The sequence below is a fragment of the Nocardia sp. NPDC058244 genome (assembly GCF_042882065.1).
Lineage (GTDB): Bacteria > Actinomycetota > Actinomycetes > Mycobacteriales > Mycobacteriaceae > Nocardia.
In genome coordinates this window covers 383,474-407,946 of sequence record NZ_JBHVWX010000006.1, presented here as the reverse complement: position 1 = coordinate 407,946, position 24,473 = coordinate 383,474, and the positions used below count along the sequence as shown (strand labels likewise).

At 70.6% G+C, this 24,473-nt stretch carries 23 protein-coding genes; 10 read left to right on the top strand and 13 right to left on the bottom strand.

What is annotated here, in order from left to right:
* Positions 1 to 18: 18 nt before the first annotated feature.
* Entirely contained in the window at positions 19 to 1,536 is a 1,518-nt protein-coding gene (locus tag ACFVW6_RS21310; RefSeq protein ID WP_378831147.1) for a methyltransferase, read from the top strand.
* A gap of 168 nt (positions 1,537 to 1,704) precedes the next feature.
* Positions 1,705 to 2,673 (top strand): sigma-70 family RNA polymerase sigma factor, encoded by a 969-nt coding sequence (locus ACFVW6_RS21305; RefSeq protein ID WP_022566390.1) that lies wholly within the window; start codon positions 1,705 to 1,707, stop codon positions 2,671 to 2,673.
* A gap of 111 nt (positions 2,674 to 2,784) precedes the next feature.
* Here the strand turns inward: ACFVW6_RS21305 and ACFVW6_RS21300 are convergent, their stop codons facing one another.
* Both ACFVW6_RS21300 and ACFVW6_RS21295 read right to left on the bottom strand, forming a co-directional pair.
* Complete coding sequence (locus ACFVW6_RS21300) at positions 2,785 to 5,529, bottom strand: GNAT family N-acetyltransferase (RefSeq protein ID WP_378831149.1); 2,745 nt, start codon at positions 5,527 to 5,529, stop codon at positions 2,785 to 2,787.
* Positions 5,522 to 6,763 (bottom strand): acetoin utilization protein AcuC, encoded by a 1,242-nt coding sequence (locus ACFVW6_RS21295; protein WP_355277569.1) that lies wholly within the window; start codon positions 6,761 to 6,763, stop codon positions 5,522 to 5,524. The genes ACFVW6_RS21300 and ACFVW6_RS21295 overlap by 8 nt, the downstream gene beginning before the upstream one ends.
* Positions 6,764 to 6,892: 129 nt before the next feature.
* Here ACFVW6_RS21295 and ACFVW6_RS21290 point away from each other — a divergent pair, with 129 nt between their 5' ends.
* Positions 6,893 to 7,579 (top strand): metal-dependent transcriptional regulator, encoded by a 687-nt coding sequence (locus ACFVW6_RS21290; RefSeq protein WP_355277572.1) that lies wholly within the window; start codon positions 6,893 to 6,895, stop codon positions 7,577 to 7,579.
* 3 nt (positions 7,580 to 7,582) lie between these two features.
* Complete coding sequence (gene galE / locus ACFVW6_RS21285; RefSeq protein ID WP_378831152.1) at positions 7,583 to 8,563, top strand: UDP-glucose 4-epimerase GalE; 981 nt, start codon at positions 7,583 to 7,585, stop codon at positions 8,561 to 8,563.
* 19 nt (positions 8,564 to 8,582) lie between these two features.
* Here galE and ACFVW6_RS21280 read toward each other — a convergent pair whose 3' ends face one another.
* Both ACFVW6_RS21280 and ACFVW6_RS21275 read right to left on the bottom strand, forming a co-directional pair.
* Positions 8,583 to 9,746 carry a DUF4192 domain-containing protein gene (locus tag ACFVW6_RS21280; RefSeq protein ID WP_378831154.1) on the bottom strand — a complete coding sequence of 388 codons (1,164 nt, stop codon included), beginning with the start codon at positions 9,744 to 9,746 and terminating at the stop codon, positions 8,583 to 8,585.
* A gap of 137 nt (positions 9,747 to 9,883) precedes the next feature.
* Positions 9,884 to 10,624 carry a sensor domain-containing protein gene (locus ACFVW6_RS21275; RefSeq protein ID WP_378831156.1) on the bottom strand — a complete coding sequence of 247 codons (741 nt, stop codon included), beginning with the start codon at positions 10,622 to 10,624 and terminating at the stop codon, positions 9,884 to 9,886.
* 195 nt (positions 10,625 to 10,819) lie between these two features.
* On the opposite strand from ACFVW6_RS21275, the gene ACFVW6_RS21270 reads away from it, so the two are divergent.
* From ACFVW6_RS21270 to ACFVW6_RS21250, 5 genes are all read left to right on the top strand, one after another.
* The gene (locus ACFVW6_RS21270) at positions 10,820 to 11,764 is read left to right on the top strand and encodes a PAC2 family protein (RefSeq protein WP_355277582.1); all 945 of its coding nucleotides are present in this window, start codon (positions 10,820 to 10,822) and stop codon (positions 11,762 to 11,764) included.
* 56 nt (positions 11,765 to 11,820) lie between these two features.
* A complete protein-coding gene (locus ACFVW6_RS21265) occupies positions 11,821 to 14,319 on the top strand; it encodes a DEAD/DEAH box helicase (RefSeq protein ID WP_378831158.1) in 2,499 nt (832 codons plus the stop codon).
* 104 nt (positions 14,320 to 14,423) lie between these two features.
* The gene (locus tag ACFVW6_RS21260) at positions 14,424 to 15,539 is read left to right on the top strand and encodes a type III PLP-dependent enzyme (RefSeq protein WP_378831161.1); all 1,116 of its coding nucleotides are present in this window, start codon (positions 14,424 to 14,426) and stop codon (positions 15,537 to 15,539) included.
* A gap of 8 nt (positions 15,540 to 15,547) precedes the next feature.
* Positions 15,548 to 16,750 (top strand): adenosylmethionine decarboxylase, encoded by a 1,203-nt coding sequence (gene speD / locus ACFVW6_RS21255; RefSeq protein ID WP_355277591.1) that lies wholly within the window; start codon positions 15,548 to 15,550, stop codon positions 16,748 to 16,750.
* A 159-nt stretch (positions 16,751 to 16,909) separates the two neighbouring features.
* A complete protein-coding gene (locus ACFVW6_RS21250; RefSeq protein ID WP_378831164.1) occupies positions 16,910 to 17,470 on the top strand; it encodes a hypothetical protein in 561 nt (186 codons plus the stop codon).
* Positions 17,471 to 17,524: 54 nt separating this feature from the next.
* Here ACFVW6_RS21250 and ACFVW6_RS21245 read toward each other — a convergent pair whose 3' ends face one another.
* The 6 genes from ACFVW6_RS21245 to ACFVW6_RS21220 form a co-directional block, all read right to left on the bottom strand.
* Positions 17,525 to 17,737, bottom strand: coding sequence for a 4-oxalocrotonate tautomerase family protein (locus ACFVW6_RS21245; RefSeq protein ID WP_355277604.1), 213 nt, complete (start codon positions 17,735 to 17,737; stop codon positions 17,525 to 17,527).
* Positions 17,738 to 17,751: 14 nt separating this feature from the next.
* Entirely contained in the window at positions 17,752 to 18,492 is a 741-nt protein-coding gene (locus ACFVW6_RS21240; RefSeq protein ID WP_378831167.1) for an SDR family NAD(P)-dependent oxidoreductase, read from the bottom strand.
* 82 nt (positions 18,493 to 18,574) lie between these two features.
* Complete coding sequence (locus tag ACFVW6_RS21235) at positions 18,575 to 19,165, bottom strand: TetR family transcriptional regulator C-terminal domain-containing protein (protein WP_378831169.1); 591 nt, start codon at positions 19,163 to 19,165, stop codon at positions 18,575 to 18,577.
* Between the two features lie 47 nt (positions 19,166 to 19,212).
* A complete protein-coding gene (locus ACFVW6_RS21230) occupies positions 19,213 to 19,815 on the bottom strand; it encodes an energy-coupling factor transporter transmembrane component T family protein (protein WP_378831172.1) in 603 nt (200 codons plus the stop codon).
* Positions 19,812 to 20,492, bottom strand: a complete 681-nt coding sequence (locus tag ACFVW6_RS21225) for an energy-coupling factor ABC transporter ATP-binding protein (protein ID WP_378831174.1) — start codon at positions 20,490 to 20,492, stop codon at positions 19,812 to 19,814. The genes ACFVW6_RS21230 and ACFVW6_RS21225 overlap by 4 nt, the downstream gene beginning before the upstream one ends.
* 21 nt (positions 20,493 to 20,513) lie before the next feature.
* Positions 20,514 to 21,107, bottom strand: coding sequence for a biotin transporter BioY (locus tag ACFVW6_RS21220; protein ID WP_378831177.1), 594 nt, complete (start codon positions 21,105 to 21,107; stop codon positions 20,514 to 20,516).
* Positions 21,108 to 21,293: 186 nt separating this feature from the next.
* Between ACFVW6_RS21220 and ACFVW6_RS21215 the strand changes: the two genes are divergently transcribed.
* Positions 21,294 to 22,388, top strand: a complete 1,095-nt coding sequence (locus ACFVW6_RS21215) for a helix-turn-helix transcriptional regulator (protein WP_378831179.1) — start codon at positions 21,294 to 21,296, stop codon at positions 22,386 to 22,388.
* Between the two features lie 10 nt (positions 22,389 to 22,398).
* Here the strand turns inward: ACFVW6_RS21215 and ACFVW6_RS21210 are convergent, their stop codons facing one another.
* The 3 genes from ACFVW6_RS21210 to ACFVW6_RS21200 all read right to left on the bottom strand — a co-directional run bounded on the left by ACFVW6_RS21210 (position 22,399) and on the right by ACFVW6_RS21200 (position 24,384).
* Positions 22,399 to 23,046: a serine protease gene (locus tag ACFVW6_RS21210; RefSeq protein WP_378831330.1), complete on the bottom strand. Its 648-nt coding sequence runs from the start codon at positions 23,044 to 23,046 to the stop codon at positions 22,399 to 22,401.
* An 85-nt stretch (positions 23,047 to 23,131) separates the two neighbouring features.
* On the bottom strand, positions 23,132 to 23,368 hold the full coding sequence (locus ACFVW6_RS21205; protein ID WP_355277618.1) for a hypothetical protein: 237 nt from the start codon (positions 23,366 to 23,368) through the stop codon (positions 23,132 to 23,134).
* A 107-nt stretch (positions 23,369 to 23,475) separates the two neighbouring features.
* Positions 23,476 to 24,384 (bottom strand): hydrogen peroxide-inducible genes activator, encoded by a 909-nt coding sequence (locus ACFVW6_RS21200; protein WP_355277620.1) that lies wholly within the window; start codon positions 24,382 to 24,384, stop codon positions 23,476 to 23,478.
* Positions 24,385 to 24,473: the final 89 nt, after the last annotated feature.

Genomic DNA, 24,473 nt, shown 5'->3' with positions numbered 1-24,473 from the left:
CCCTGGCAGAGTAGGCGGGTGCCTACGAACTCCACGACCACCGGTTCCCTGCTCACCGCCCTGTGCCCGGACCTGCGCGCGGCGCTGATCCGGGTCGGCTACGACGCCGACACGCTGGTGGACGCGCTCGGCCCCGACGTGCACGCCGCGCTGGGCCGGTCCGAGCCGGTGCCGGTGCGCCGGGCCGCGCGGGCGGCCGGGGAGCTGGGCACACTGATCCGGCTGCTGCTGCTCGGCGACGCGCTGCCGGAACGCGAGGTCGCCGCCGCGCTGTCGCCGGTACGGATCGACGACGCCGTCGCGGCGGGGCTGCTGGCCCAGGACGGCGACGACCTCAGGGCCGCACTGGATCTGCGCCCGCTCGACACCGGCGCGGGCACCCGCTGGATCCTGTCCGACCTCGACGATTCGATGCGCAGGCGCACCCTCACCGAGGACCATGTCCTCGGTGTCGGGCACGCGTCGCTGTCGCTGCTGCGCGCCACACCGACCGAACCGGTGGGCACCCTGCTCGACCTGGGCACCGGCTGCGGGGTGCAGGCCGTGCACGCGGCGAGCTACGCGGGCCGGGTCACCGCCACCGACGTCAACGCGCGGGCGCTGTGGCTGGCCCAGGCCACCGCCGCGCTGAACGAACTCGACATCGAACTGCGGGAAGGGTCCTGGTTCGAACCGGTGGCGGGCCGGAAGTTCGATCAGATCGTGGCCAATCCCCCGTTCGTGGTCGGCCCGGCGCGCATCGAGCACACCTATCGAGACTCCGGGCTGGCCCTGGACGGTGCCAGCGAACTGGTGATCGGGCAGGCGCCCGGCCTGCTGGCCCCCGGCGGCACCGCGGCCATGCTCGCCGCCTGGGTGCACGTCGAGGGCCAGGACTGGCGGCAGCGGGTGTCGTCGTGGCTGCCCGCCCACGGCGTCGACGCCTGGGTCGTGCAGCGCGACGTCGCCGATCCGGCGCTCTACGTGGGCACCTGGCTGCGCGACGCGGGCCTGGACCCGCGTGACCCGGCCGCTCAGGCCCGCGCGGAGGCGTGGCTGGCGGCGTTCGAGGCCGCCGACGTCGAGGGCATCGGGTTCGGGTTCGTCTACCTGCACGCCATCGACGGACCGACCGAGCTGATGGCCGAGGACCTCACCCACGGCTTCGACGATCCGCTCGGTGACGAGGCGCCCGCCTACTTCGCGCGCTCGGCGTGGCTGCGCGCGGTGGCCGCCGACGACACCCTCGCCTGGACCTCCCGCTTCGCGCCGAGCCCGGCCACCGCGCTGGAGCGGGTGTATCTGCCCGGTGAGCACGGCTGGGCCGAGCAGGTCGCGCGGCTGCATCGCGGCGACGGTCCGCGCTGGCAGCACGAGGTCGACGAGTCGACGGTGGCCCTGGTCGCGGGAATGCGACCGGATGGTCTGCCGTTGTACGAACTGCTCGAACTGCTGGCCCTCGCCGAGGGCGCCGACGAGGTGACCCCGGAGTTCGCCGCCCAGGCACTCGGCGTCGTGGCCGGTCTGGTGCGCCACGGATTGGTCCGACCCGTGTAAGCCGCCCGGTGGTGGGCCGAGTTCCGGGCACGGTGCTCTTCTCAGGAACTTCTCAGCCGTACCGGTGGGAACCCGCAGCTCAGAGCGGTTTATCACCGGCGCGATCGGGAACTTTCTCTAAGTCGGGTCCGTTGATCGGAGTGAGACACCACCGACAGGAGGCAAGTCATGACAAGCCCCGCCACTACTCGTGTGCGCCCCAGCGAGTCCGATATCGACGCCCAGAGCCCGGCCGCCGACCTGGTACGCGTGTACCTGAACGGAATCGGCCGCACGGCACTGCTCACGGCGGCCGACGAGGTCGAGTTGGCCAAGCGTATCGAGGCGGGCCTGTATGCCCAGCACCTGCTCGAGACCGGTAAGCGGTTATCGGCGACCCGCAAGCGTGATCTGGCGATTCTGGTCCGCGAAGGGCAGGCCGCCCGCTCGCATCTGCTCGAGGCCAACCTGCGTCTGGTCGTCTCGCTGGCCAAGCGCTACACCGGCCGCGGCATGCCGCTGCTCGACCTGATCCAGGAGGGCAACCTCGGACTGATCCGCGCGATGGAGAAGTTCGACTACGCCAAGGGCTTCAAGTTCTCCACCTACGCCACCTGGTGGATCCGCCAGGCCATCACCCGCGGTATGGCCGACCAGAGCCGCACCATCCGGCTCCCCGTGCACCTGGTCGAGCAGGTCAACAAGCTCGCCAGGATCAAGCGTGAGCTGCACCAGCAGCTCGGTCGCGAGGCCACCGACGCCGAACTCGCCAACGAGTCGGGCATCCCGGTGGAGAAGATCGCCGACCTGCTCGACCACAGCCGCGACCCGGTCAGCCTGGACATGCCGGTCGGCAACGACGAGGAAGCCCCGCTGGGCGACTTCATCGAGGACTCCGAGGCCACCTCCGCCGAGAGCGCGGTCATCGCCGGCCTGCTGCACCACGACGTGCGCAGCGTCCTGGCCACCCTCGACGAGCGCGAACAGCAGGTCATCCGCCTGCGCTTCGGCCTCGACGACGGCCAGCCCCGCACCCTGGACCAGATCGGCAAGCTGTTCGGTCTGTCCCGCGAGCGGGTCCGCCAGATCGAGCGCGAGGTCATGTCCAAGCTGCGTAAGGGCGAGCGCGCCGACCGGCTGCGCGCCTACGCCAGCTGATCCCGAGAACCCGACGGCCCCGCGGGGTCGTCTGCCGAAACGCCGACCGGTGTCCGCGACCTCACCCCTCCGGGGTCGCGAGCCGGTCGGCGTTGTTCGTCGGGGACCCGCTCAGGCCAGCCTGCGCGGACCGGTGTCGAAGCGGCTCGGTTCCGGGCCGATCCGGGCCCTGGCGTAGATGATCTCGGCCGAGGACGGTGCCGCGAGCACCGGATCGCAGGACAGCTCGCGCATCTGCGGGATGTCGTCGAACAGGGCCGAGATGCGCTGCGCCAGCTCGGCCAGCGCCGCCTTGTCGACGGCGGGCCCGGCCTGACCCCCGGACAGCAGCGGCGCGGCCCGTGGCGCCTCGATCAGGGCCACGGATTCCTCCGCGGTGAGTGGCAGCGCGCGGAAGGCGCGGTCGCCGAGCAGCTCGATGATCAGGCCCGAGAGCCCGAACTCGATGACCGACCCGAACGACGGGTCGTCGGTGACCCGCAGCACGCACCCCATGCCCTTGGTCGCCATCTTCTGCACGTGCAGCAGCGGATCGCCGCAGATCTCCACCAGGTCGGTGTAAGCCTGGCGGACCGCGTCGGGGGTCCACAGGTCCAGGCGCACCCCGAGCAGGTCCGGCCTGCGCCGCCACAGCTCCCCGGTGGCCTTCGCCGCGACCGGATAGCCCAGTTCCTCGGCGGCGGCGACCGCCTGTTCGGCGTCGTGCACCGCCCGGAACTCGACCACGTCGATGCCGTAGCAGCTCAGCAGCCGCACCGTCTCCTCGTCGGTGAGCCAGCGCCCGCCCGATTCCGCCACCCACCCCGCCACCAGGGCCGACGCGGCCGCGGTGTCGATACCGGGCGGCCGCACGACCGGGGAGACCGGCCGGTCCCGCCAGCGGGCGTAACGCTCGGCCCTGGCCAGCGCCCTGGCCGCGCGCTCCGGGTCCGGATACGAGGGGATGGAGCCTCTGGCCGGCGCGCCGCCGGTGGTGCGGACCGCGAGCAGCTTCGGAATGCCCGATTCGGCGACGAAGGTGGTCAGCACCGGCTTGTCCTTGCCGGGCGCCGAGGCGGCCGCGGCCCGGAGCGCGTCGGCGAAGCCGGTCATCGGCACCGGCACCGGCGGGGCGACGACGACGATCACCGCGTCGACCTCATCGCTGCGCAGCGCGGCCTGCACCGCTTCCCGATAGTCGGCGGGGGTGGCCTCGGGCCCCAGATCCACCGGCCCGTCGACCGGCGCGCTGGCGGCCCGCTCGGTCGGCCGCGCGCTGGGACCGCGATCCAGCGCCGTGGCGGGCCGGTGCACGCGCAGGCCCTCACTGTGCGCGGCGTCGATGGCCAGCCAGTTCAACGCGGCGCTGTTGCCGACCACCGCCACCCGTGGCCCGCGCGGCAACGGCTGACTGGCCAGCAGCGCGGCGCAGTCGAACAGCTCCGAGATGGAGTCGACCTGGATGATCCCGGCCTGGGCGAACAGGTCACGCACCACCGTGCGATCCATATCGGCGCCGGCGGCCAGGCGGCCGCTGCTCACCGCCACGATCGGCTTGCCGCGCGCCACCCGCCGGGCCAGCCGGGAGAACTTGCGCGGATTACCGAAGCTCTCCAGGTACAGCAGGATCACCTCGGTATCGGCTGCGGTGTCCCAGAACTGCAGCAGATCGTTGCCGGAGACATCGGCGCGGTTGCCCGCCGACACGAACGTCGACAGGCCGAGATTGCGGGCCGCCGCCTCCCCGAGGATCGCCGCGCCCAGCGGGCCGGACTGGCAGAAGAACCCGATCCGCCCGCGCTCGGGCAGCACCGGGGCCAGGGTGGCGTTGAGCCCCACCGCCGGGTCGGTGTTGGCGATGCCGAGCGCGCTGGGACCGACCACGCGCATGCCGTGGCCGCGGGCCGCGGCGACCAGCTCGTGTTCGGCGGCCAGGCCCTCGGGTCCGGTCTCGCCGAAACCCGCCGTCAGCACCACCAGGCCCTTGACCCCCTTGGCCATGCAGTCGTCGAGCACCGACCCGATGGCGGCCGGTGGTACCGCGACGACCGCCAGGTCCACTTCGTCGGGGATCTCGCGCACCGTGGCGTAGGCGCGCACCCCACGTACCGAGCGCCGGTGCGGGTTCACCGGGAACACCGGGCCGCTGAAGCCGCCAGCGAGCAGGTTCGCCAGTACCGCGCCGCCGACCCTGGTGGCCTCCGGCGACGCGCCGATCACGGCCACCGAGCCCGGTGCGAGCAGGTTGCCGACGCTGCGCGCCTCCGAGGCGGCCTCGCGCGAATCCCGCACGGTGCGCAGCGCTTCGGTGGGGTCGATCGCGAACTCCAGATGCACCTCGGCGCCGTCGCGACTGCGTTGCAGCTGATAGCCGGCATCGCGGAAGACGGTGATCATCGCCTCGTTCTCGGCGAGCACCTCCGCGACGAAGGCCACCACCTCGTTCTCGGCCGCCGCCCCCGCCAGGTGCTCGAGCAGCACCGAGCCGAGCCCGCGGCCCTGGTGCTCGTCGGCGACCACGAACGCGACCTCGGCGGCGCGCGGGCCCTGCCGGTCGAGCAGCTCGTAGCGGGCGACGCCGATGATCGCGTCTCCGAGCAGGGCGACCAGTCCCACCCGGTCGCGGTAGTCCACGTGGGTGGTGCGGTACATGTCCTTGGGCGAGATCCGCGGGTACGGACCGAAATAGCGCAGATACCGGGTGCGATCCGACAGCGCGGCGTGGAACACGGCCAGCGCGGGCGCGTCGGCGGGCACGATCGGGCGCACCCGGACCACGCCGCCGTCGGAGGCGAGCACGTCGCCGTACCAGTGCTGGGGTGGCGCAGGCGGATTCGCGGGCGTATCGGGGGTGTCGGGGAGCAGCGGCTCAGTCACGAGGGTCCTCCGGGTCGAGCCCGAGCAGGGCGAAACTCGCCCGCCGGGTGGCCGTGATGGCGGTGTCGACGGCCCGCTGGGCGCGGATCTGGCCGGCGTCACCGAGCTCGGGGGTGCCACCGGGACCGTCCCAGGGCCGGTAGGCGGTGTCGCCACCGTCACCCATGCTGGTCGGCGGCTGGACCCGGGGCGCGGCGGCGCGCACCTGCTCGATCCAGTCGGCCGGGACCGGGGTCTCCGGTGCCAGCGGCCGGTCCAGGGCCGCGGCGAGCAGATGTGTCCAGGCCCGGGGTACCACCCGGACCACCCCGTATCCGCCGCCGCCGATGGCCAGCCAGCGCCCCTCGGCATACGTGTCGGCCAGATCACGCATCGCCAGGAAGGCCGCGCGCTGACCGTCCACGGTGAGTTCGAGATCGGCCAGCGGGTCCTCCCGATGGGTGTCCACGCCGCACTGGCTGACGATGATCTGCGGCCGGAACGCGGCCACCGCGCCGGGCACCACCGCGTGGAATCCGCGCAGCCACTGGGCATCCCGGGTGCCGGGCAGCAGCGGCAGGTTGATCGAGGTGCCCTCGGCCGCCCCGATGCCGGTCTCGGTGGGCCAGCCGGTGTTGGGCCACAACGTCGCCGGGTGCTGGTGCAGTGAGATCGTCAGCACCCGCGGATCGGCGTAGAAGGCGCGTTGCACGCCGTCGCCGTGATGGACGTCGACATCGAGGTAGGCGATGCGATCGAAGCCGTGATCGAGCAGCCACGAGATCGCGATCGCGGCATCGTTGTAGATGCAGAAGCCCGCCGCCGCGTCGGGCATGGCGTGATGCATGCCACCACCGATGCTCACCGCCCGCCGGGTCCGCCCGGCCGCGATCTCCCCGGCGGCGGCGAGGGTTCCGCCCACGATGACCGACGCCGCCTCGTGCATGCGTGGGAAGATGGGGTTGTCGGCGGTTCCCAAGCCGTACACCGTGTCCTCGGGCGTCGGTGGGCCGTCACCGGCCCGCCGCACCGCCTCGATGTAGGCGCTGCTGTGAACCCGCAACAGGTCGGCCCGGGTGGCCGCGGCCGGCGCCAACGGCTCGACACCGTCGAGCACGCCCAGACTTTCGGCCAGCGACATGGTGAACTGCAGACGCGCCGGTTTCATCGGGTGCTCCGGACTCCAGGTGTAGCCGAGGAATCGCTCGGTCCACACGACGGTCCCGGGCTCTTCGCTGCGCGGCGGCGTGACCATGCTCGCCACGCTAGTCGGAAGCAGCGACCCCCGTGACGCGTTGACATGCAGTAGAAATAGGGCCGCCGGTCCGGCGGGCGGACGGGCGTTCGCGCGTGGGTAGAATTCGTGCCGACGAAGGGGTAACAGGTGAAGGATCTGGTCGACACCACGGAGATGTATCTCCGTACCATCTACGACCTCGAGGAAGAGGGCGTGGTGCCGCTGCGGGCGCGTATCGCCGAGCGGCTCGAGCAGAGTGGTCCGACGGTGAGCCAGACGGTCGCGCGGATGGAACGCGACGGCCTCCTGCTGGTCGCGGGTGACCGCCACCTCGAGCTGACCGACAAGGGCCGCGCCATGGCGGTCGCGGTGATGCGCAAGCACCGGCTCGCCGAGCGGTTGCTGGTCGACATCATCGGCCTCGACTGGCAGAACGTGCACGCCGAGGCGTGCCGCTGGGAGCACGTGATGAGCGAGGAGGTGGAACGGCGCCTGATCGAGGTGCTCAACCACCCGACCACCTCGCCCTACGGCAATCCCATCCCCGGGCTGGACGAGCTCGGCCTCGGCGATACCCCCGCAGCCGAGGAGACGCTCGTGCGGCTGTCCGACCTGCCCAACGGCGCGCTGCACGCCGTCGTGGTGCGCAGGCTGGCCGAGCACATCCAGACCGACCCGGAGGTCATCGGCAGGCTGCGCGAGGCGGGTGTGGTGCCCGACGCGCGCGTCACCGTCGAGACCAAGCCGGGTGCGGTGCTGATCACGGTGCCGGGGCACAGTGGTTTCGAACTGTCCGAAGAGATGGCGCACGCCGTCCAGGTGAGGCTGGTCTGATCCGTGAAACTTCTGGTCACCGGCGGCGCCGGCTACGTGGGTGGTGTCTGCGCCGCCGTCCTGCTCGAGGCCGGCAACGAGGTGGTCGTCGTCGACGACCTCTCGACCGGTAACGCCGACGGCGTCCCCGCCGGCGCCCGCTTCGTCCAGGGTGACATCGCCGTCGCGGCACCGGAGTTGCTGCGCGCCGAATCCTTCGACGGCGTCCTGCATTTCGCGGCACAGTCGCTCGTCGGCGAGTCGGTGGAGCAGCCGGAGAAGTACTGGCAGGGCAATGTCGTCAAGACGCTGACCCTGCTCGAGGCGATCCGCGAGACCGGCACCCCGCGCCTGGTGTTCTCCTCCACCGCCGCGACCTACGGCGAACCGGAGCAGGTGCCGATCACCGAGGCCGCGCCGACCCGCCCCACGAACCCCTACGGTGCGAGCAAGCTGGCCATCGACCACGCCATCACCTCCTACGCGGTGGCGCACGGTCTGGCCGCGACGAGCCTGCGCTACTTCAACGTGGCAGGCGCCTACGCCGGTCTCGGCGAGAACCGGGTCGTGGAAACGCATCTGATCCCCCTCGTGTTGCAGGTGGCGCTGGGCCACCGCAAGGCCATCTCCGTCTACGGCACCGACTGGCCGACACCGGACGGCACGTGCGTGCGGGACTACATCCACATCCGCGACCTGGCGCAGGCGCATCTGCTCGCCCTGTCCTCGTCGCAGCCGGGCAGCCACCGGATCCTCAATCTCGGCTCGGGCACCGGTTTCTCGGTGCGCGAGGTGATCTCGGCGTGCGAGCGGGTGACCGGCCTGCCGATCGAGGCGATCGACGCGCCGCGCCGCGCGGGCGATCCGGCGGTCCTCATCGCCTCCAGCGACCGGGCGATCGCCGAGCTGGGCTGGCAGCCCGCGCACAACGATCTCGACGAGATCGTCTCCGACGCCTGGGAATTCCTGCGTTCGCTCGGTGACAAGGCGCACAGCGCGCGCTGAGTTCCGCCGATCGCCGGTGTCATGACCGGAGTGGGCCGATGTCGACCCCCAGATCGGCCGCGATCTGGTGACCGCAGTGCGCGAGTTTGCGGAGCCGTTCCGGCCGCAAACCGCTCTGCAACGAGGTCTCCAGCAGCACGGCCATCGGGTGGGTCGCGTCGGCGTCCACCGCGGCGGCGAGGGCGACGCCGGCGAACGGGCCGTCCCCGCGCAGGTAGGCGCTGAATCCCAGCAGCGCGGCGGCTTCGGCGCGATCGGCGCCGGGAGTGGCCCGGGCCAGCTGGGCCCACAGCTGCTCGGCGGCCTCGGCGTGATCGCCCAGCGCCAGCCCGTACATCGCGTCGCGGATCGGCCGGTCGCGCAGCGTGGCGGCCAGCTGCGCGAGTTCGCGATCGGCGCGCGACGCTCCGGAGGCGGCGTCGGCGATCTGCCACAGCACCCATTCCAGCGCCCGGCGCTGATAGGCCACCGCGTGCCCGGCGCGCGCCGCCGCGGACAGGCCTTCGCGATAGCGCGCGACCGCGGGCCCGAGCCGGGTCTGCACCCGGGCGCACAGGTGCCGGTCGGGCCGGACCAGGGCGGTCAGTTCGTTGCGGGAGCCGCGGATCTGCCTGCCGTCGAGGACGTGCGAGAGCGCCACCATCGACGCCGCCGGGTCCCCGACGACCCCGCCCGCACCGCGCTGGAACAGGTCGCGGAACCGTGCCCCCGCCACGATCGCGGGCACCGACCAGGCCCCGCATACGGCGACGCCTTCGTCACCGAGCGCTTCGAGCAGCGACGCCGCCCGCAGCGCAGGCATCATCCCGGTCCCGGCCTCGTCGACGAAGACCGCCAGCACCCCGCCGGCGTGCTCACGCAGGCAGATCGACCCGACACAGGCGGTGAACTGGCCGATCCGGTGCGGGTCGGCCAGTGCGTCCAGATCGAAGCGCACGACCGCCTCGATCGCCGTGGCATCGCCCCCACCCGCGCCGCGCAGGACCGCGACGACCAGCGAGCGTTCGGGAACGAAACCGAGCATGGCGGGCAGGGCGGCGATGAGCTCGCCGGGATCGTCCACCCGCAGCGACGGCTGCGGCAGGCGCGCGGGATAGCCGGGCGTGGATTCGGCGCAGGTGAGCGCCCGGGGAAAGGGTCCGGAGCGGGTGGCCCGGCGGGTGGAGTTCGTCGAAGGTGTCATGGCTCCACCGTGCCCGGGGCCGTCGTCGGCGCCGGACAGCCGACCTGGGCATTCCGCCGCCCTGTTGACGGCGTCGCGGCTGTGGAGCGATCCCGGTCCCGGCGTCGCGCCCGGACCGGACTTGTCACCCCCGCGTGCTAGGCCTCGCGCACCCGGCGCACGGCGGTCGCGAACATCTCCGCGACGGCCTGCTCGTCCGGCTGCCCCGCGCCGAAGGTCATCGACGTCACCGTGATCCGCACATCGCCGACCTGCCCGATCGAGGTCTGCATCGTCTGGGTCAGCCCTGGCCCACCGACATCGGGAACGACGGTGCGCCGCAACGACACCGCGTCGTCGGCACCTCCCGGGACGGCGGTGCCGAGCACGGTCGAGACGGTCGATTCCGCGCCGGCCCGGCTGACCCGGATCTGCTCGCACCCCGCGAGCCGGTCGCGCAGGCGGGCGGCCGCCTCGGTGGTGCGCGACAGTTCGACGGTGAGCGTGGCCCGGCTCGCGTCGTCGTTGCCGACCGCGACCGCGGCCGGTTCGCCGCCCGGCTCGGGGTCCGGTGGCGTGCATCGCGACGGGCTGACGGTGGCCCCGGCCCCGACCCCGTCCAGGTCGCCCGCCGCCGCGGCCGCGGCCTGCGGCGGCAGCACCACGGCCGGATACCGGGCCGGGAACTGCTGCGCGGTGGGCAGCAGATCGGCGAGCGCGCCGTCGACGTGCCGGACCGCCATCGCGCTCTGGGCGACCGGCGTGCCGCTGATGCTCTCGCCACACCCGGTCAGCGCGAGCCCGGCGACCGCCACCGCGCAGACGAGGGTCCGGCGCCGCTGCCCGGGGCGCCGGACCGGATCGCCGTGGTGGGCCGGTGTCGTTTCCGCCACGTTCACCCCTCCCACTGTGCCGCACCGGGCCGGTCGGGGCGTGATCGCCACGCCGCGCGGGAATGTCGAGGCAGCGGTGGCTGTTGTGTAGCAGGACGAGCCGTCCTCCGGCCGTGTGCGACGCTTCTGCTCGCGTGGGGGACAATGGAGAACGCCTCCCCCGCCGCGAGCGTTGGTGGACCGCGCAGGAAGGAGTACGCGATGGATGACCAGTCGCACATGTACGAGCTGGAGTTCCCGGCACCGCAGCTGTCGTCGGACGACGGCGCGGGCCCCGTGCTGGTGCACGGGCTGGAAGGTTTCACCGACGCCGGTCACGCCGTGCGCCTGGCGACCACCCATCTGCGCGAGAGCCTGGAATCCGAGCTCGTCGCCTCCTTCGACGTCGACGAGCTGCTCGATTACCGCTCGCGCCGTCCGCTGATGACGTTCAAGACCGATCACTTCGCCGAGTACGCCGAGCCCGAGCTGAACCTGTGGGCACTGCGCGACACCGCGGGCACCCCGTTCCTGCTGCTGGCGGGCCTGGAGCCGGATCTGCGCTGGGAGAAGTTCACCACCGCGGTGCGGCTGCTGGCCGAGCAGCTCGGTGTGCGCCGCACGATCGGGCTGTCCGCGATCCCGATGGCGATTCCGCACACCCGGCCGCTGGGTGTCACCGCGCATTCCTCGGACCGTTCGCTGATCGGTGACCACCAGCGCTGGCCCGGTGAGCTGCAGGTGCCCGGCAGCGCGTCCTCGCTGCTGGAGTTCCGGATGGCCCAGCACGGCCACGAATCGCTCGGATTCTCCGTGCACGTGCCGCACTACCTGGCCCAGACCGACTACCCGGAAGCCGCCCAGACGCTGCTGGAGAACGTCGCCGACAGCGCGGGCCTCGAGCTGCCGCTCACCGCGCTGGGCGAGGCGGCCGCGCGCGTGCGCGAGCAGGTCGCCGAGCACATCGCGGGCAACGAGGAGGTCGAGACCGTCGTGACGGCGCTGGAACGCCAGTACGACAGTTTCGTGACCGCCCAGGAGAGCCAATCCAGCCTGCTGGCCGGCGACGGTGAACTGCCCAGCGGCGAGGAGCTCGGCGCCGAGTTCGAGCGCTTCCTCGCCGAGCAGGGCGGTTACGGCGACAACGCCCGCGACAGCGAGGACTGACCCGCCGGGCCGTGCTGACGGGGGCCACGCCCACCCCGCCCACTAGGGTGGTCGGAGTGGATCTGACCGACCTGCTCGAAATCCCCGGGACCGACGCCGACGCGCTCTACGAGTCGTTCGCGGCGTGGGCCGCCGAGCAGGGCACCCCCCTGTATCCGGCGCAGGACGAGGCGCTGATGGAGCTGGCCTCGGGGTCCAACGTGATCTTGGCGACGCCGACCGGCTCGGGCAAGTCCCTGGTCGCGGTCGGCGCGCACCTGTTCGCCATGGCCAACGGGCAGCGCAGCTACTACACCGCGCCGATCAAGGCGCTGGTCAGCGAGAAGTTCTTCGCGCTGTGCGAGGTGTTCGGCGCGGCGAACGTCGGCATGGTCACCGGCGACGCGGCGGTCAACGCCGACGCCCCGATCATCTGCGCGACGGCGGAGATCCTGGCGAACCTGGCGTTGCGCGAGGGCCCCGACGCCGAGGTCGGCCAGATCGTGATGGACGAGTTCCACTTCTACGCCGATCCCGATCGCGGCTGGGCCTGGCAGGTCCCGATCATCGAGCTGCCGCGCGCGCAGTTCCTGCTGATGTCGGCGACCCTGGGCGAGGTCGACTTCTTCGCCGAGGATCTCGAACGCCGCACCGGCCGCTCCACGGCGGTGGTCGCGGGCACCGAACGCCCTGTCCCCCTGACGTTCTCCTACGTGCGCACCCCCATCACCGAGACGCTCGAAGAACTGGTCACCACCCATCAGGCGCCGGTGTACGTCGTGCACTTCACCCAGGCCGCCGCGCTGGAACGCGCGCAGGCGCTGACCAGCGTGAACTTCGCCACTCGCGCCGAGAAGGACGCGATCGCCGCCGCCATCGGCGAGTTCCGGTTCGCCGCCGGTTTCGGCAAGACCCTCTCGCGGCTGATCCGGCACGGCATCGGCGTGCACCACGCGGGCATGCTGCCCAAGTACCGCAGGCTGGTGGAGAAGCTCGCCCAGGACGGCCTGCTGAAGGTGGTGTGCGGCACCGACACCCTCGGCGTCGGCATCAACGTGCCGATCCGCACGGTGCTGCTGACCGGGCTCACCAAGTTCGACGGCGTCCGCACCCGCAGGCTCAAAGCCCGTGAGTTCCATCAGATCGCGGGCCGCGCCGGTCGCGCCGGCTTCGACACCATGGGCACCGTCGTCGTCCAAGCGCCCGAGCACGAGGTGGAGAACGCGCGCCTGATCGCCAAGGCGGGCGACGACCCGAAGAAGCAGCGGAAGGTGCAGCGCCGCAAGCCACCCGAGGGGTTCGTCTCGTGGAGCGAGGAGACCTTCGACCGGCTCGTCGCCGCGCAGCCGGAGCCGATGGTGTCGCGCTTCGCGGTGACCAACGCCCTGCTGCTCAACGTGATCGCCCGGCCCGGCAACTGCTTCGACGCCATGCGCCACCTGCTCGAGGACAACCACGAGCCGCGGCCCGCCCAGCGCAAGCACATCCTGCGCGCGATCCGGCTCTACCGCGCGCTGCGCGATACCGGTGTGGTGCAACAGCTCACCGAACCCGACGCCAAGGGCCGAATGGCCCGGCTCACCGTCGACCTGCAGCGTGACTTCGCTCTCGATCAGCCGCTCTCACCGTTCGCGCTGGCCGCCTTCGAACTACTCGATCGCGAAAGCCCCACCTACACACTCGATGTCGTCTCGCTGATCGAGGCGACCCTGGAGGACCCGCGCCAGCTGCTGATGGCCCAGCAGCACAAGGCCCGCGGCGCCGCGGTGGCCGAGATGAAGGCCGACGGTATCGAATACGAGGAGCGCATGGAGCTCCTGGAAGAGGTCACCTGGCCCAAGCCGCTGGCCGAGCTGATCGAGCCCGCGTTCGAGACCTACCGGGCCGGGCATCCCTGGGTCTCGGAGTTCGCGCCGTCGCCGAAGTCGGTGGTGCGCGACATGATCGAGCGCGCGATGACCTTCGCCGAGCTGATCTCGTTCTACGAGCTGGCCCGTTCCGAGGGCGTGGTGCTGCGCTATCTCGCCGACGCCTACCGCGCGCTGCGCCGCACGGTGCCCGACGCGGCGCGCACCGAGGAGCTCGACGACCTCGTCGAATGGCTGGGCGAGCTGATCCGCCAGGTGGATTCGAGCCTGCTCGACGAATGGGAGCAGCTCACCAATCCCGGCGCGGAGAACGACGCCGAGCAGGTCGCGTTCGGCGCGGAGTCGGTGCGCCCGATCTCGGCCAACGAGCGCGCCTTCCGGGTGATGGTGCGCAACGCCATGTTCCGCCGGGTCGAACTGGCCTCGCGACAGCGCTGGTACGACCTCGACGAACTGAGCCCCGGCCCCGACTGGGCCGAGGACTTCGCCCCCTATTTCGACGAGTACGCCACGATCGGCACCGGCCCCGACGCCCGCGGCCCGCAGCTGTTCCAGGTGGAGCGGCGGCCGGGTTTCTGGCACGTGCGCCAGGTGCTCGACGACCCCGCCGGGGACCACGGCTGGGCGCTGACGGCCATCGTCGATCTGGAGGAGTCCGACGCCGCGGGCGAGGTCGTGTTCGACGAGGTCACGGTGTCGGCGGGCTGAGTGATACCCGTTCACTATCGTCGAAAATGACGAATGTTTGACGGATTCGTTGTTGGGTAGGCGCCGCTGATAGTCTCTCCCGGCCGCCGACCGAAAGTTCAACTATGCCCGAATCCCCGTACCTTGTCATCTACCCCGAACGGGTACGTGCCAATTACCGAGCTCTCGCAGCCGCCGTGTCGGCGCGGCGCAGCCGGGGCACCCGGATCAGGTACGCGGTGAAAGCGGCACCGGTCGACGAGTTGCTGACCCTGCTCGACGCCGAGGGCGCCGAGTTCGACGTGGCCAGCATCGGCGAGATCGACCAGGCGCTGCGCCTGGGGATCGACGCGGGCAAGCTCTGCTACGGCAACCCCATCAAGAAGAGCGCCCACATCGCGCGCGCCTTCGCCCTGGGGGTGCGCCGCTACGCCTTCGACACCGAGGACGATCTGCTGCGCATCGCCGAGCACGCCCCCGGCGCGGAGGTCGAGTGCCGGTTCCTGTCCTCGGCGCCGGAGTCGCGCACTCCCTTCGGCACCAAGTTCGGCTGCGCGCCGAGCGAGGCGCTGCGGCTGCTGGTGCGCGCCCGCGATCTGGGCCTGGTGGTGGGCGGCCCGTACTTCCACGTCGGCTCCCAGCAGCTCGATCCGGCCGCCTGGCGGATCGGCATCCGGCAGGCTGGTGAGATCGTGACCGCGTTGGCGGACAAGGACATTCACGTCGCCGCGGTCAACGTGGGCGGCGGTCTGCCGATCTCCTACGTCGACGCGGCCCCCGAACTCGACGCGATCGCGGCCGCCATGACCGCGGCCGCCGCCGAGTTCCTGCCCGAGTCCACCGGCCTGGTCGTCGAACCCGGCCGCGCGCTGGTGGGCAACGCGGGCACCATTCACGCCGAGGTCGTCGGCGTGCGATTCGCGCCGGATGGCCGGCGCTGGGTGTATCTCGACATCGGCCGGTACAACGGTATGGCCGAGACGGAGAACGAGTACATCGCCTACCGGTTCGTCACCGATCGCGACGGCGATCCGGTGGGTGCGGCGGTGGTCGCGGGTCCGACCTGCGACGGCGACGATGTACTGTATCAACGCACGAAGGTCCTTCTGCCGACCACGTTGCGAGCCGGTGATCAGATCCAGATCCTCGACACCGGCGCCTATACCGCGAGTTATTCGTCGGTGTCCTTCAATGGTTTTCCGCCCTTGACCGTTCATGTCTCGGGCGCTGAGCGAGAGTGAGTTTGCCCATGACGGCGGAATTCACCGGCTGGCACGTGCTGGCCGAGTTCGGTGGTGTCGACACAGACCTGTGTGACGATCTCGAACGACTCGAATCGGCGTTGCGTGAGTCTCTGATCGCGGCGGGCGTCACCATCTGCGATGTCGTTCACAAAAAGTTCGATCCGCAGGGGGTGACCGTCCTCGCCCTGTTGTCGGAGTCCCACGCCTCGATTCACACCTATCCGGAGTCCGGCGACATCTTCGTCGACGTCTTCACCTGCGGCAGCATCGGCGCCGGTGCGACGAAGGCGGTAGAACTCCTGCGAGACAAGTTGTCTCCCAAGGATGTTCGGATGAAGGTCGTCCAGCGCGGCCACGGTGCCGAGAAGATCTACGAACCGGTGGGCGACGGCCTGACCCGGATCTGGGATCTGCACGAGGTGATCGTGGACACGAACACCCCGTTCCAGCACATGGTGATCGCGCGGACCGATCAGGGCATCTCCCTGTTCTCCGACGACGACCGCCAGTCCACCGAGTTCTCCCAGGTCACCTACCACGAGGCCATGATGGTCCCGGCGTTCGTGCTGGCCGAGAAGCTGGACCGGGTGCTGATCATCGGTTCCGGTGAGGGTGTGGCCTCGCAGATGTCGGTGGCGGCGGGCGCGACCCTGGTCGACCACGTCGACATCGACCAGCGCGAGGTCGAGCTGTGCGCCCGGCACCTGCCCTACGGCTACACCACCGAGGAACTGGCGGCCGCGGTCGCCGGTGAGGGTCCGGTGCACGTGCACTACGCCGACGGCTGGGACTTCCTGGCCAACGCGCAGGAGGCGGGCACCCGCTACGACGTGATCGTCATCGATCTGCCGGACGAGCGCGTCGAGGACGCCCAGCACAACCGCCTCTACGAGGCGGAGTTCCTGTCCCGATGTAAGGCACTGCTGGCGCCCGGCGGCGTGCTGTCGGCCCAGGCCGGGTGCGCGACCATGTGGCGCAACGAGACCCTCAAGCGCTCGTGGGGCCGGTTCCACGAGCAGTTCGCCACCGTGGTCCCCTACGGCAGCGACGAGCACGAGTGGACCTTCCTGTTCGGCCTGAACGAGAAGATCGACGACCCGGTACGCGGCATGACCGACCGCCTGGCCCTGCTCCCCTACCGCGCCGAGACCATCGACGCCCGCGCCCTCGAGCGCGGCGCGATCGAGCCCTACGCCCTGCGCGCCTGAGCTCGCTTCGCGACAGCCACCGAAGGCGGTGACCCGGACCCCGGGTCACCGCCTTCGTCGTTTCCGCGGATCACCACCGGGCTGCCGATTCCGGTGTCGTGGCTCGCCGAACGTTGGCAGTATGCAAGATGCACAGCATCGACAGAATCGAGTCCGCTCATGACGCCGACACCGTTGTCCGCCGACGGTCTGATGCCGGTCCGCGCGCCGTCGGGCCATCGCCCGCGCCTGGACGCCCTGTCGCGGGCCGGGCTCACCGAGTTCCGCGCGCTGTTCGACGCGGCGCCCGCGGTGACCGAACGCGACTTCGCGCGGCTCGACGGTGATGTGACGATGCGGTCGTTCCCCGGGTCCGCCGAGCGGGTGCTCGGGCCGGTGATGGCGCGGCCGTCGTATTTCTGGGTGGCGAAATCGTTTCGTCACGTGGACGGCGGGGTGGCGGTCGGCCACAACGTCTTCCGTCTGCTCGGCGGCATGCGGGCGCTGAATTTCGTGGCGACGGTGGGTGATTCCGTGCTCGACGGGCGCGCGGCGGTGCTGTTCGACTACAACGATCCGCGGGTCGGTTCGCGGCGGCCCGCCCGGCGGATCTACGACGAACTGCGCGAGATCGAGCCGGATCTGTGGCTGGGCCCGAGCTACTTCCTGACCCGCGGGAAGCGGATCCCGATGGGCTGGTTCGCCCTCGACGCCGCGGTGCCGTTCGACGGCCCGGCCTGACGAACGGCGGTGCGCCGGGCGCGGGAGACCCGCACCCGGCGCACCGTGGCACTCTCAGCCGCGCGCCGCGCGTTGGGCGCGATACTCGGCGACGTTGACCCCGCCGACGCCCCAATCCGTCAGCGCCACTTCGTCGATCACCACGTAGGTGCTGTCGGGCGACTTGCCGAGCACCTCGAACAGCAGGTCGGTGACGCCCTTGATCAGCTGTCCCTTCTGCTCCGGGGTGACCCCTTCATCGGTGACCTTGATGTTGACATACGGCATGGTTGGTTTCCTTTCTACGCCGCTCTACCCGAGATGAACCCGCCGTCGACGGGGAGGATGTGGCCGGTGACGAACTCGGCGTCGGTCAGGTACAGCACGGCCGCCGTGGTGTCGGCGACCTCGCCGATCCGGCCGAGCAGCGCAGCACCCGCGGCGGCACGCTCGTCGCCGTCACCGAACAGCGGGGTGCGGATGATGCCGGGCGCGACCGCGTTCACCCGGATCCGGGCGGGCGCGAGTTCGGCGGCCAGGCTGGTGGTCAGGGCGTGCACGCCGCCCTTGCTGATCAGTGCGGCCGACGCGGGCAGCCCGGTCATCGCGTGGTCGATGAGCACGGTGCCGATGTTGACGACGCTGCCGCCGTCGCCCTGGGCGAGCAGCTGGCGCACCACGGCCTGGGTGGTGAAGTAGGTGCCCTTGAGGTTGCCTCCGAGATAGCGGTCGAGCTCGGCCTCGGTGACGTCGACGAAGGGGGTCGCGCCGAACACGCCCGCGCTGTTGATCAGCGCGTCGACCCGGCCGAATCGCTCGAGGGCGGCGCGGACGTACGCCGATCCCGTTGCGGGCGAGCCGATATCACCGGCCACGGTGGCCACGCGATCCGGCGCGTCCAGTTCCGCGGCGACGGCGGCGAGCTTGTCCGCGTCGCGGCCACCCAGGATCACAGCGTCGCCTCTGGCGACGAAGGCGCGGGCGACATCGCGCCCGATTCCGCTGGATGCCCCGGTCACGACGACCGTCTTCGGAGTCGACATCGACTGTTCCTTTCGAGTTCGGATACGACCGGTCGTCTCAGGATGGACGACCGGCAGGGTTAGGAGGCGGGACATGGCTCGGCTACGGCCGGAAGTAGTCGTCGAGCAGGCGCCGCAGACACTTGTCCAGCGGCTCGACGGTGCGGTCGATCTTCATCCGGATGACCGCACCCTCCCAGGACTCCAGCAGCAGATCGGCGAGATCGACGGCGTCGATGTCGGCGCGCACCGTTCCCTCGGCCTGCGCGGTCCGCAGGGCGGCGGCCACACCGTCGCGCCAAGCCGCCCAGGCCGCCGAGAGCGCGGTGCGCAAAGTCTCGCTGCCCTCGAGTTCACCGCCGAGATTGGCGATCAGGCAGCCACCGGTGTAGTCGGCGGCGACGAAGTCCGCGGTCAGCGTGCCGAAGAAGCGGCGCAGACCGGTGAGCGCGTCGGGGGCGCCGGCGAAAGCCTCGGCCAGGTTGCGCTGCACGCAGAGCGAATGATGCTCGATCACCGCGTGCGCGAAGCTCTCCTTGCTGTCGAAGTAGTTGTAGAACGACCCCTTCGGCACGCCGACCTTGTCGAGCACCTGCTTGATGCCGGTGCCGTGATAGCCGTTGGACAGCAGGCCGACCGCGCCCTCCTCGATCAGGAGTGCTCGGGTGTCGTCGCTACGCCGGGGCCGTGCCATGCCAATGACTATACGACCGGTCGTCTACTAATGGCAAGAGCCCACCGTCAGTCGTCGTCGACGCCGCGCGCCGCCAACGCCTCCCCCATCGCGTCGGCGGTCCGCAACGCGCGCACCAGCACGGGCGTGACCAGGGCCGTCGCCGACCAGGACACCCCGCGAGCGCGACGCGCCTCGGCGACGTCGTGCACGATCTGCGCCAGCAACGGAACGCAGCGAATGGCCAGGGCCAGCAGCAGCCCCACCCGCTCGGGATCCACCCCGACCCGGCGCAGCGGCCCGAGCGCGCGAGTGAGGGCGTCCAGCAGGTCGGTGACCCTGGTCGTCACGGTGACCAGCGCCGCGAGCGCGACCGAGGCGAGCAGCACAGCGCAGACGACGACCGCCCGGGTCGGCGAGGTGGTGAGCAACTGGAACACACCGATGATCAGCGTCATCCACAGCACCGGCCGGATCTGGGCCAGCGCCACCCGCCAGGAGATCCGCGCGAGCGCGAACAGGCAGGCGATCACGAGTACGAGCACACCCACCCCTGGCAGACCGCGCACGAAGACGGTCATCGCGACGATCGCGACGACGAGCAGCACCAGCTTCGCCCCCGCGGGCATCCGGTGCAGCGGGGAATCGCCGGGACGGTAGAGGCCGATCACTCGACGAGCCGCCGGTACGCGCCGACCGCGTCCGCGGGCGGGCCGTCGTAGGCGAGGGACCCGTTGTCCAGCACCACGACTCGATCGAAGCCGTCGAGCAGGGCGAGCTGGTGGGTCACCACGATCACCTGCTGGTCGAGGGCGTTCAGCGCCTCCGACACCCGGCGGGCGTTGCGCAGGTCGAGCAGGGTGGTCGGCTCGTCGGCGACGATCACCTCGGGCTCGCGGATCAGCGCGGACCCGATCGCGAGCAGCTGCTTCTGCCCGCCCGAGAGCAGATGCGCCGGATGGTCGGCATGCGCGCTCAGCCCGAATCGGTCCAGCATCCGGGTCACCCTGGCCGCGATCTCGGCGCGGCTCAGGCCGCTGCGCCGCAGCGAGAACGCCAGATCCTCGGTGACGGTCGGCATCACGATCTGGGTGTCGGGATCGGTGAACACGAAGCCGACCTTGCGCCGCACCTGGGCACCCTTGCGGGCGGCGTCGATCCCGTCGACGGTGACGGTGCCCGAGGTCGGCTTCAGCAGGCCGTTGAGCATCCGCGCCAGCGTCGACTTCCCCGAGCCGTTGGCGCCGATGAGCCCGACCCGCTGTTCGATGATCCGCAGGTCGATCTCGCGCAGGACGGTCCGGTCGCCGAACCGGTGGCCCACCCCGTCGAGGACGATCTCGCTCACGCGCGCCGCCTGCCCGCGCGCTCAGCCACGGATCAGTCCGGGATAGGCCCGGTGCACACCCTTGGCCACCACGGTGGCGATGACGACCTTGGCCAGGTCGCCCGGCACGAACGCGAAGTTGGTCGAGATCGCGGCCCAGAGCCCGAGGTCGGTGCGGACCAGCAGGCCGGCGGTACCGAACAGGTAGATGACCACGATGCCGCCGAGCGCGTTGATCAGCAGGCCCGGCACGATCGGGTACTTCGGCAGGATCAGCGCGGTCAGCGACCCGATCACCAGCGTGGCGGGAATCCAGCCGATCAGATAGCCCGCGGTCGGCGAGGCCAGCGCGGTCAAGCCGGTGCGACCGCCCGAGAGCAGCGGCAGGCCGATCAGGGTCAGCGCGATGAAGATCGCGACGGCGGCGGTGCCCTTGCGCGCGCCGAGGATCGCGCCGGTCAGGATCACCCCGAGGGTCTGCAGGGTGATCGGCACGCCACTGAATCCGACGGTGATCGCACCCGGCAGCCCCAGGGCGGCGATCAGCGCGGCGAACACCGCGATCTGCGCCAGGTCCCGCGCGGCGAAACCGACCGCGGGCTTAGGGGATTTCTCGATATCGGACACAGCGGACATCCTTCACCATGGAATTGAACGACGTTCAAGATAGCAGGTGAGCAGCCTGCGTCCGCGGCCGGAAGACATCGGCGAGCATTTCGCCGCGCCCGAAGATCGATTACGATTCGAAGGTTGGGACTTCCCGGGCGGCGCTCGCCGCACAACGGCAGCGCGCCGACAACCCGTGGCCGAGGAAGGGCCATCATGTCGATAGCGCTACAACGTTTTTCGAACTTGATCGCCGCGATCTACGGCGCGGGCAACGACCCGGACCGGTGGGACTCGGTGATCGGGGAGATCACCGACACCTTCGGCGCGGTCCACGGCTTCCTGGTCATCGCCGATCCGGCCGGTGACCGGTTCGCGATCAAATCCGCGGGGGCCAGTAGCCCGCCGGATCTGCCCGCGCAGCTCGAGCGCGTCGCCGAGCGGGTCCAACAGCTGCCGGTCGGCAGCACCGCCACCAGTGACGACCTGTTCGCCGTGCCGGAGCACGGCAGCGCGCTGGCCGACCAGGTCAGTGCGAACGGCCTGTCCAACAGTTTCCTGGCCCGGCTCAGCGACGATCGCCCGTCGTCGTGGATCTGCCTGACGATGCCCGATCACCAGTCGATCACCGGCCATCCCGCGGGCCTGGCGCTGCTGCGGGTGCTCGTGCCGCACCTGCGCGGCGCGCTGCGCACCCAGTCCAAGCTGGTCGAACTGTCCCGGGACCGGGCCTTCGCGCTCGCGACCCTGGAGCAGGCGCACTACGGGATCATGATCGTCACCACCGACGCGGCGCTGGTTTTCGCCAACTCGATGGCCGAGCGGATCACCGAGGCGTCCGACGGGTTGTCGGTGGACGCCTTCGGCTGTCTGCGGGCCGGATCCCCGACCACCCAGAAACAGCTCAGGGACCTGATCAACTGCGCCGCCGACCCCGGATTCTCCAGCGGCAACGTGGCCATCACCCGCTGTTCCGGCCGCAAGCCGCTGATTCTGCGGGTGTCCCCGCTCGACGGCATCGCCGGCGACGGACTGTGGCACCGCGCGGTGCTGCTCCTGCTGGTCGATCCGGACCACGACCCCGAGCCGGAGCCCGAGGCCCTGCACGATCTGTACGGCCTGACCGACGCCGAGACCATGGTCGCCATGGGGGTGCTGCGCGGCGACGGCTTGCCCGCCGTCGCCGATCAGCTCTCCGTCTCGGTATTCACCGCCCGCACGCACCTGCAGCATATTTTCGCGAAGACGAAAACACATCGGCAGGCGGAATTGGTTCGGCTTCTGTTGACCACTGCCATTTCCGCGCAGTAACTATTCGCAATCAAATCGGATGGAATCCTGCACCGATTCCGCCGCGTGCGTCGACATCCGCGAGAATCAGCGAGAAATTCGCGCCGACCTGCGGGCCGATGCACGGCAGCCCGATATAGCCGTTGACGATCGCGACGAGCGTCGAACCGACGACGACGGGCGCGCCGGAATCACCGAGGATCACGCAGATCTGGGTCAGCGTCCACGAGGCGCCACCGAAGACGTCTCCGTAGACCAGCCCACAGGTCTGCCCTGTCGTCCGTCCTTCCTTGCAGGCGACGGCCGGGAATTGCGCGGGCACGCCGACGTCGGTGATCGTGGTCGAGCCGACCCGGTTCACCGGGATCACCGCGCTCTCGTCGAAGGCGATGACCGCGTAGTCGAGATCGCTGCCGAGCACCGCGATCGTGCCGACGTTGCCTGCCTCGGGATCGGCCTCCGCGGCCACTCCCATGCCCTCACCGGCGGCGGCGCAGTGCGCGGCCGTGAAGCCGACCAGCCGACCGGCACCATCCCGGCCGATCGTCGTGAGTGTGCAGGTCGAGCCGTCGTCGAGGACGATGCCGGAGCCACCACCGAGCGTCACCGGGGCGGCTCCCTGCGCCGTCCCGACAGTGCCGACGGTGCCCCAGACCAGCAGCAGCGTGGCGGCGGCGATCCACCACCGACCCCATGTCGTAGGGGCACTCCCGCGCTGAAGTGCGGGAGTGCCTTGATTGCTTCTCGTTTTCGGCATCTGCGTGTCAGACCACGCAGACCGGGTACAAGAAGGGAACGGTGATCAGGACGATGCCGCATGCGAGGAAGGCACCGGGGATCGTGATGAACGGTGACAACACAACGGGCTCGACCTGAACCGGAACCGGTGCGACGGGGACGGGGTCCGCCGCGGGTGCTGCGCCGGCGACGCCGGCACCTAGAGCGATCATCGGCGCACAAGCGAGCACCGCGATGGTTGAACGTACTTTGTACATGGCCATTCCTTCGACTGTCTCCCACATTTGTCGTGCCGATCCCACGACGGAATCGTCACCCTATAAAGGACAGCACCGACGGCCCGGAATATCGTCGTACGAACAGATGAGATCTAAAAGGGCCGCTTCGATCGGATCACAGCTGCGAGGTATTCGTAATCCTCGGCCCGCGCGGATGACCCCCGATATGCCAGCCCGATCGTGCGGCCCGGCGCGGGATCGGCGAAGCGCGCGGTGTCGAGGGTGGCCCGCGCGGTCTCGGTGGCCACGGCCATCTGCGGGATGAGGGTCACCCCGAGGCCGCCCGCGACGCACTGCACCACGGTCGTCAGCGAGGCGGCGCGGGTGTCGCCGACCGCGCCGGGGTGCACCTCGGCGGTGCGGCACAGCTCGAGCGTCTGGTCGCGCAGGCAATGGCCTTCGTCCAGCAGCAGCAGCGGCATGTCGGCCAGCACCGGCGCGGCCAGATCGGTGCGCCCGGCCAGCTCGTGCCCGCGCGGGGTGACGAGCACGAATTCCTCGGAGTACAGCGGGATCTCGACCAGGCCGGGGGCGTCGGTGGGCAGCGCGAGCAGGGCGACGTCGAGCACACCGGTGCGCAGCCCGTCGAGCAGCCGGGCGGTCTGGTCCTCCACCACCTGGGGCACCAGGGCGGGCAGTTTGCGGCGCAGTTCGGGCAGCAGGTCCGGCAGCACGTAGGGCGCGACGGTCGGGATGATGCCCAGCCGCAGCACGCCGCCGAGTCCGTCACCGGTCGCCGAGGCCACGAAACGGTCGGCCGCCTCGAGCGTCGCCATCGCCTGCGGCAGCAGCCGCATCCCGGCCGCGGTGACCAGCACGCGACGGGTGCTGCGCTCGATGAGCTGCAGTCCGAGGCCGTTTTCCAGTGATGCCAGTGCCTGCGATAACGTGGGTTGGCTCACAGTCAAACGCGCTGCGGCGGTGCCGAAATGCCGATATTCGGCCACGGCGACGAACGCACGCAGCTGCGACAGGGTTGGCTGATAAGTCTGATCAGTCACGCCTATCAGTGTACGACGAGCGATCGGCTTTACCTTTCAGTACGCTTTCGGCAAGATCACCGCGGGCTCACACGACGAGCGCGACCACA

Excerpts from the sequence above, each read along its gene's own strand:
- ACFVW6_RS21305 (WP_022566390.1), top strand. The coding sequence starts at position 1,705 with ATGACAAGCCCCGCCACTACTCGTGTGCGCCCCAGCGAGTCCGATATC.
- ACFVW6_RS21295 (WP_355277569.1), bottom strand. The coding sequence starts at position 6,763 with ATGGTCACGCCGCCGCGCAGCGAAGAGCCCGGGACCGTCGTGTGGACC.
- ACFVW6_RS21280 (WP_378831154.1), bottom strand. The coding sequence starts at position 9,746 with ATGACACCTTCGACGAACTCCACCCGCCGGGCCACCCGCTCCGGACCC.
- ACFVW6_RS21270 (WP_355277582.1), top strand. The coding sequence starts at position 10,820 with ATGGATGACCAGTCGCACATGTACGAGCTGGAGTTCCCGGCACCGCAG.
- ACFVW6_RS21260 (WP_378831161.1), top strand. The coding sequence starts at position 14,424 with ATGCCCGAATCCCCGTACCTTGTCATCTACCCCGAACGGGTACGTGCC.
- speD (WP_355277591.1), top strand. The coding sequence starts at position 15,548 with ATGACGGCGGAATTCACCGGCTGGCACGTGCTGGCCGAGTTCGGTGGT.
- ACFVW6_RS21250 (WP_378831164.1), top strand. The coding sequence starts at position 16,910 with ATGACGCCGACACCGTTGTCCGCCGACGGTCTGATGCCGGTCCGCGCG.
- ACFVW6_RS21245 (WP_355277604.1), bottom strand. The coding sequence starts at position 17,737 with ATGCCGTATGTCAACATCAAGGTCACCGATGAAGGGGTCACCCCGGAG.
- ACFVW6_RS21240 (WP_378831167.1), bottom strand. The coding sequence starts at position 18,492 with ATGTCGACTCCGAAGACGGTCGTCGTGACCGGGGCATCCAGCGGAATC.
- ACFVW6_RS21235 (WP_378831169.1), bottom strand. The coding sequence starts at position 19,165 with ATGGCACGGCCCCGGCGTAGCGACGACACCCGAGCACTCCTGATCGAG.
- ACFVW6_RS21220 (WP_378831177.1), bottom strand. The coding sequence starts at position 21,107 with ATGTCCGCTGTGTCCGATATCGAGAAATCCCCTAAGCCCGCGGTCGGT.
- ACFVW6_RS21215 (WP_378831179.1), top strand. The coding sequence starts at position 21,294 with ATGTCGATAGCGCTACAACGTTTTTCGAACTTGATCGCCGCGATCTAC.
- ACFVW6_RS21205 (WP_355277618.1), bottom strand. The coding sequence starts at position 23,368 with ATGGCCATGTACAAAGTACGTTCAACCATCGCGGTGCTCGCTTGTGCG.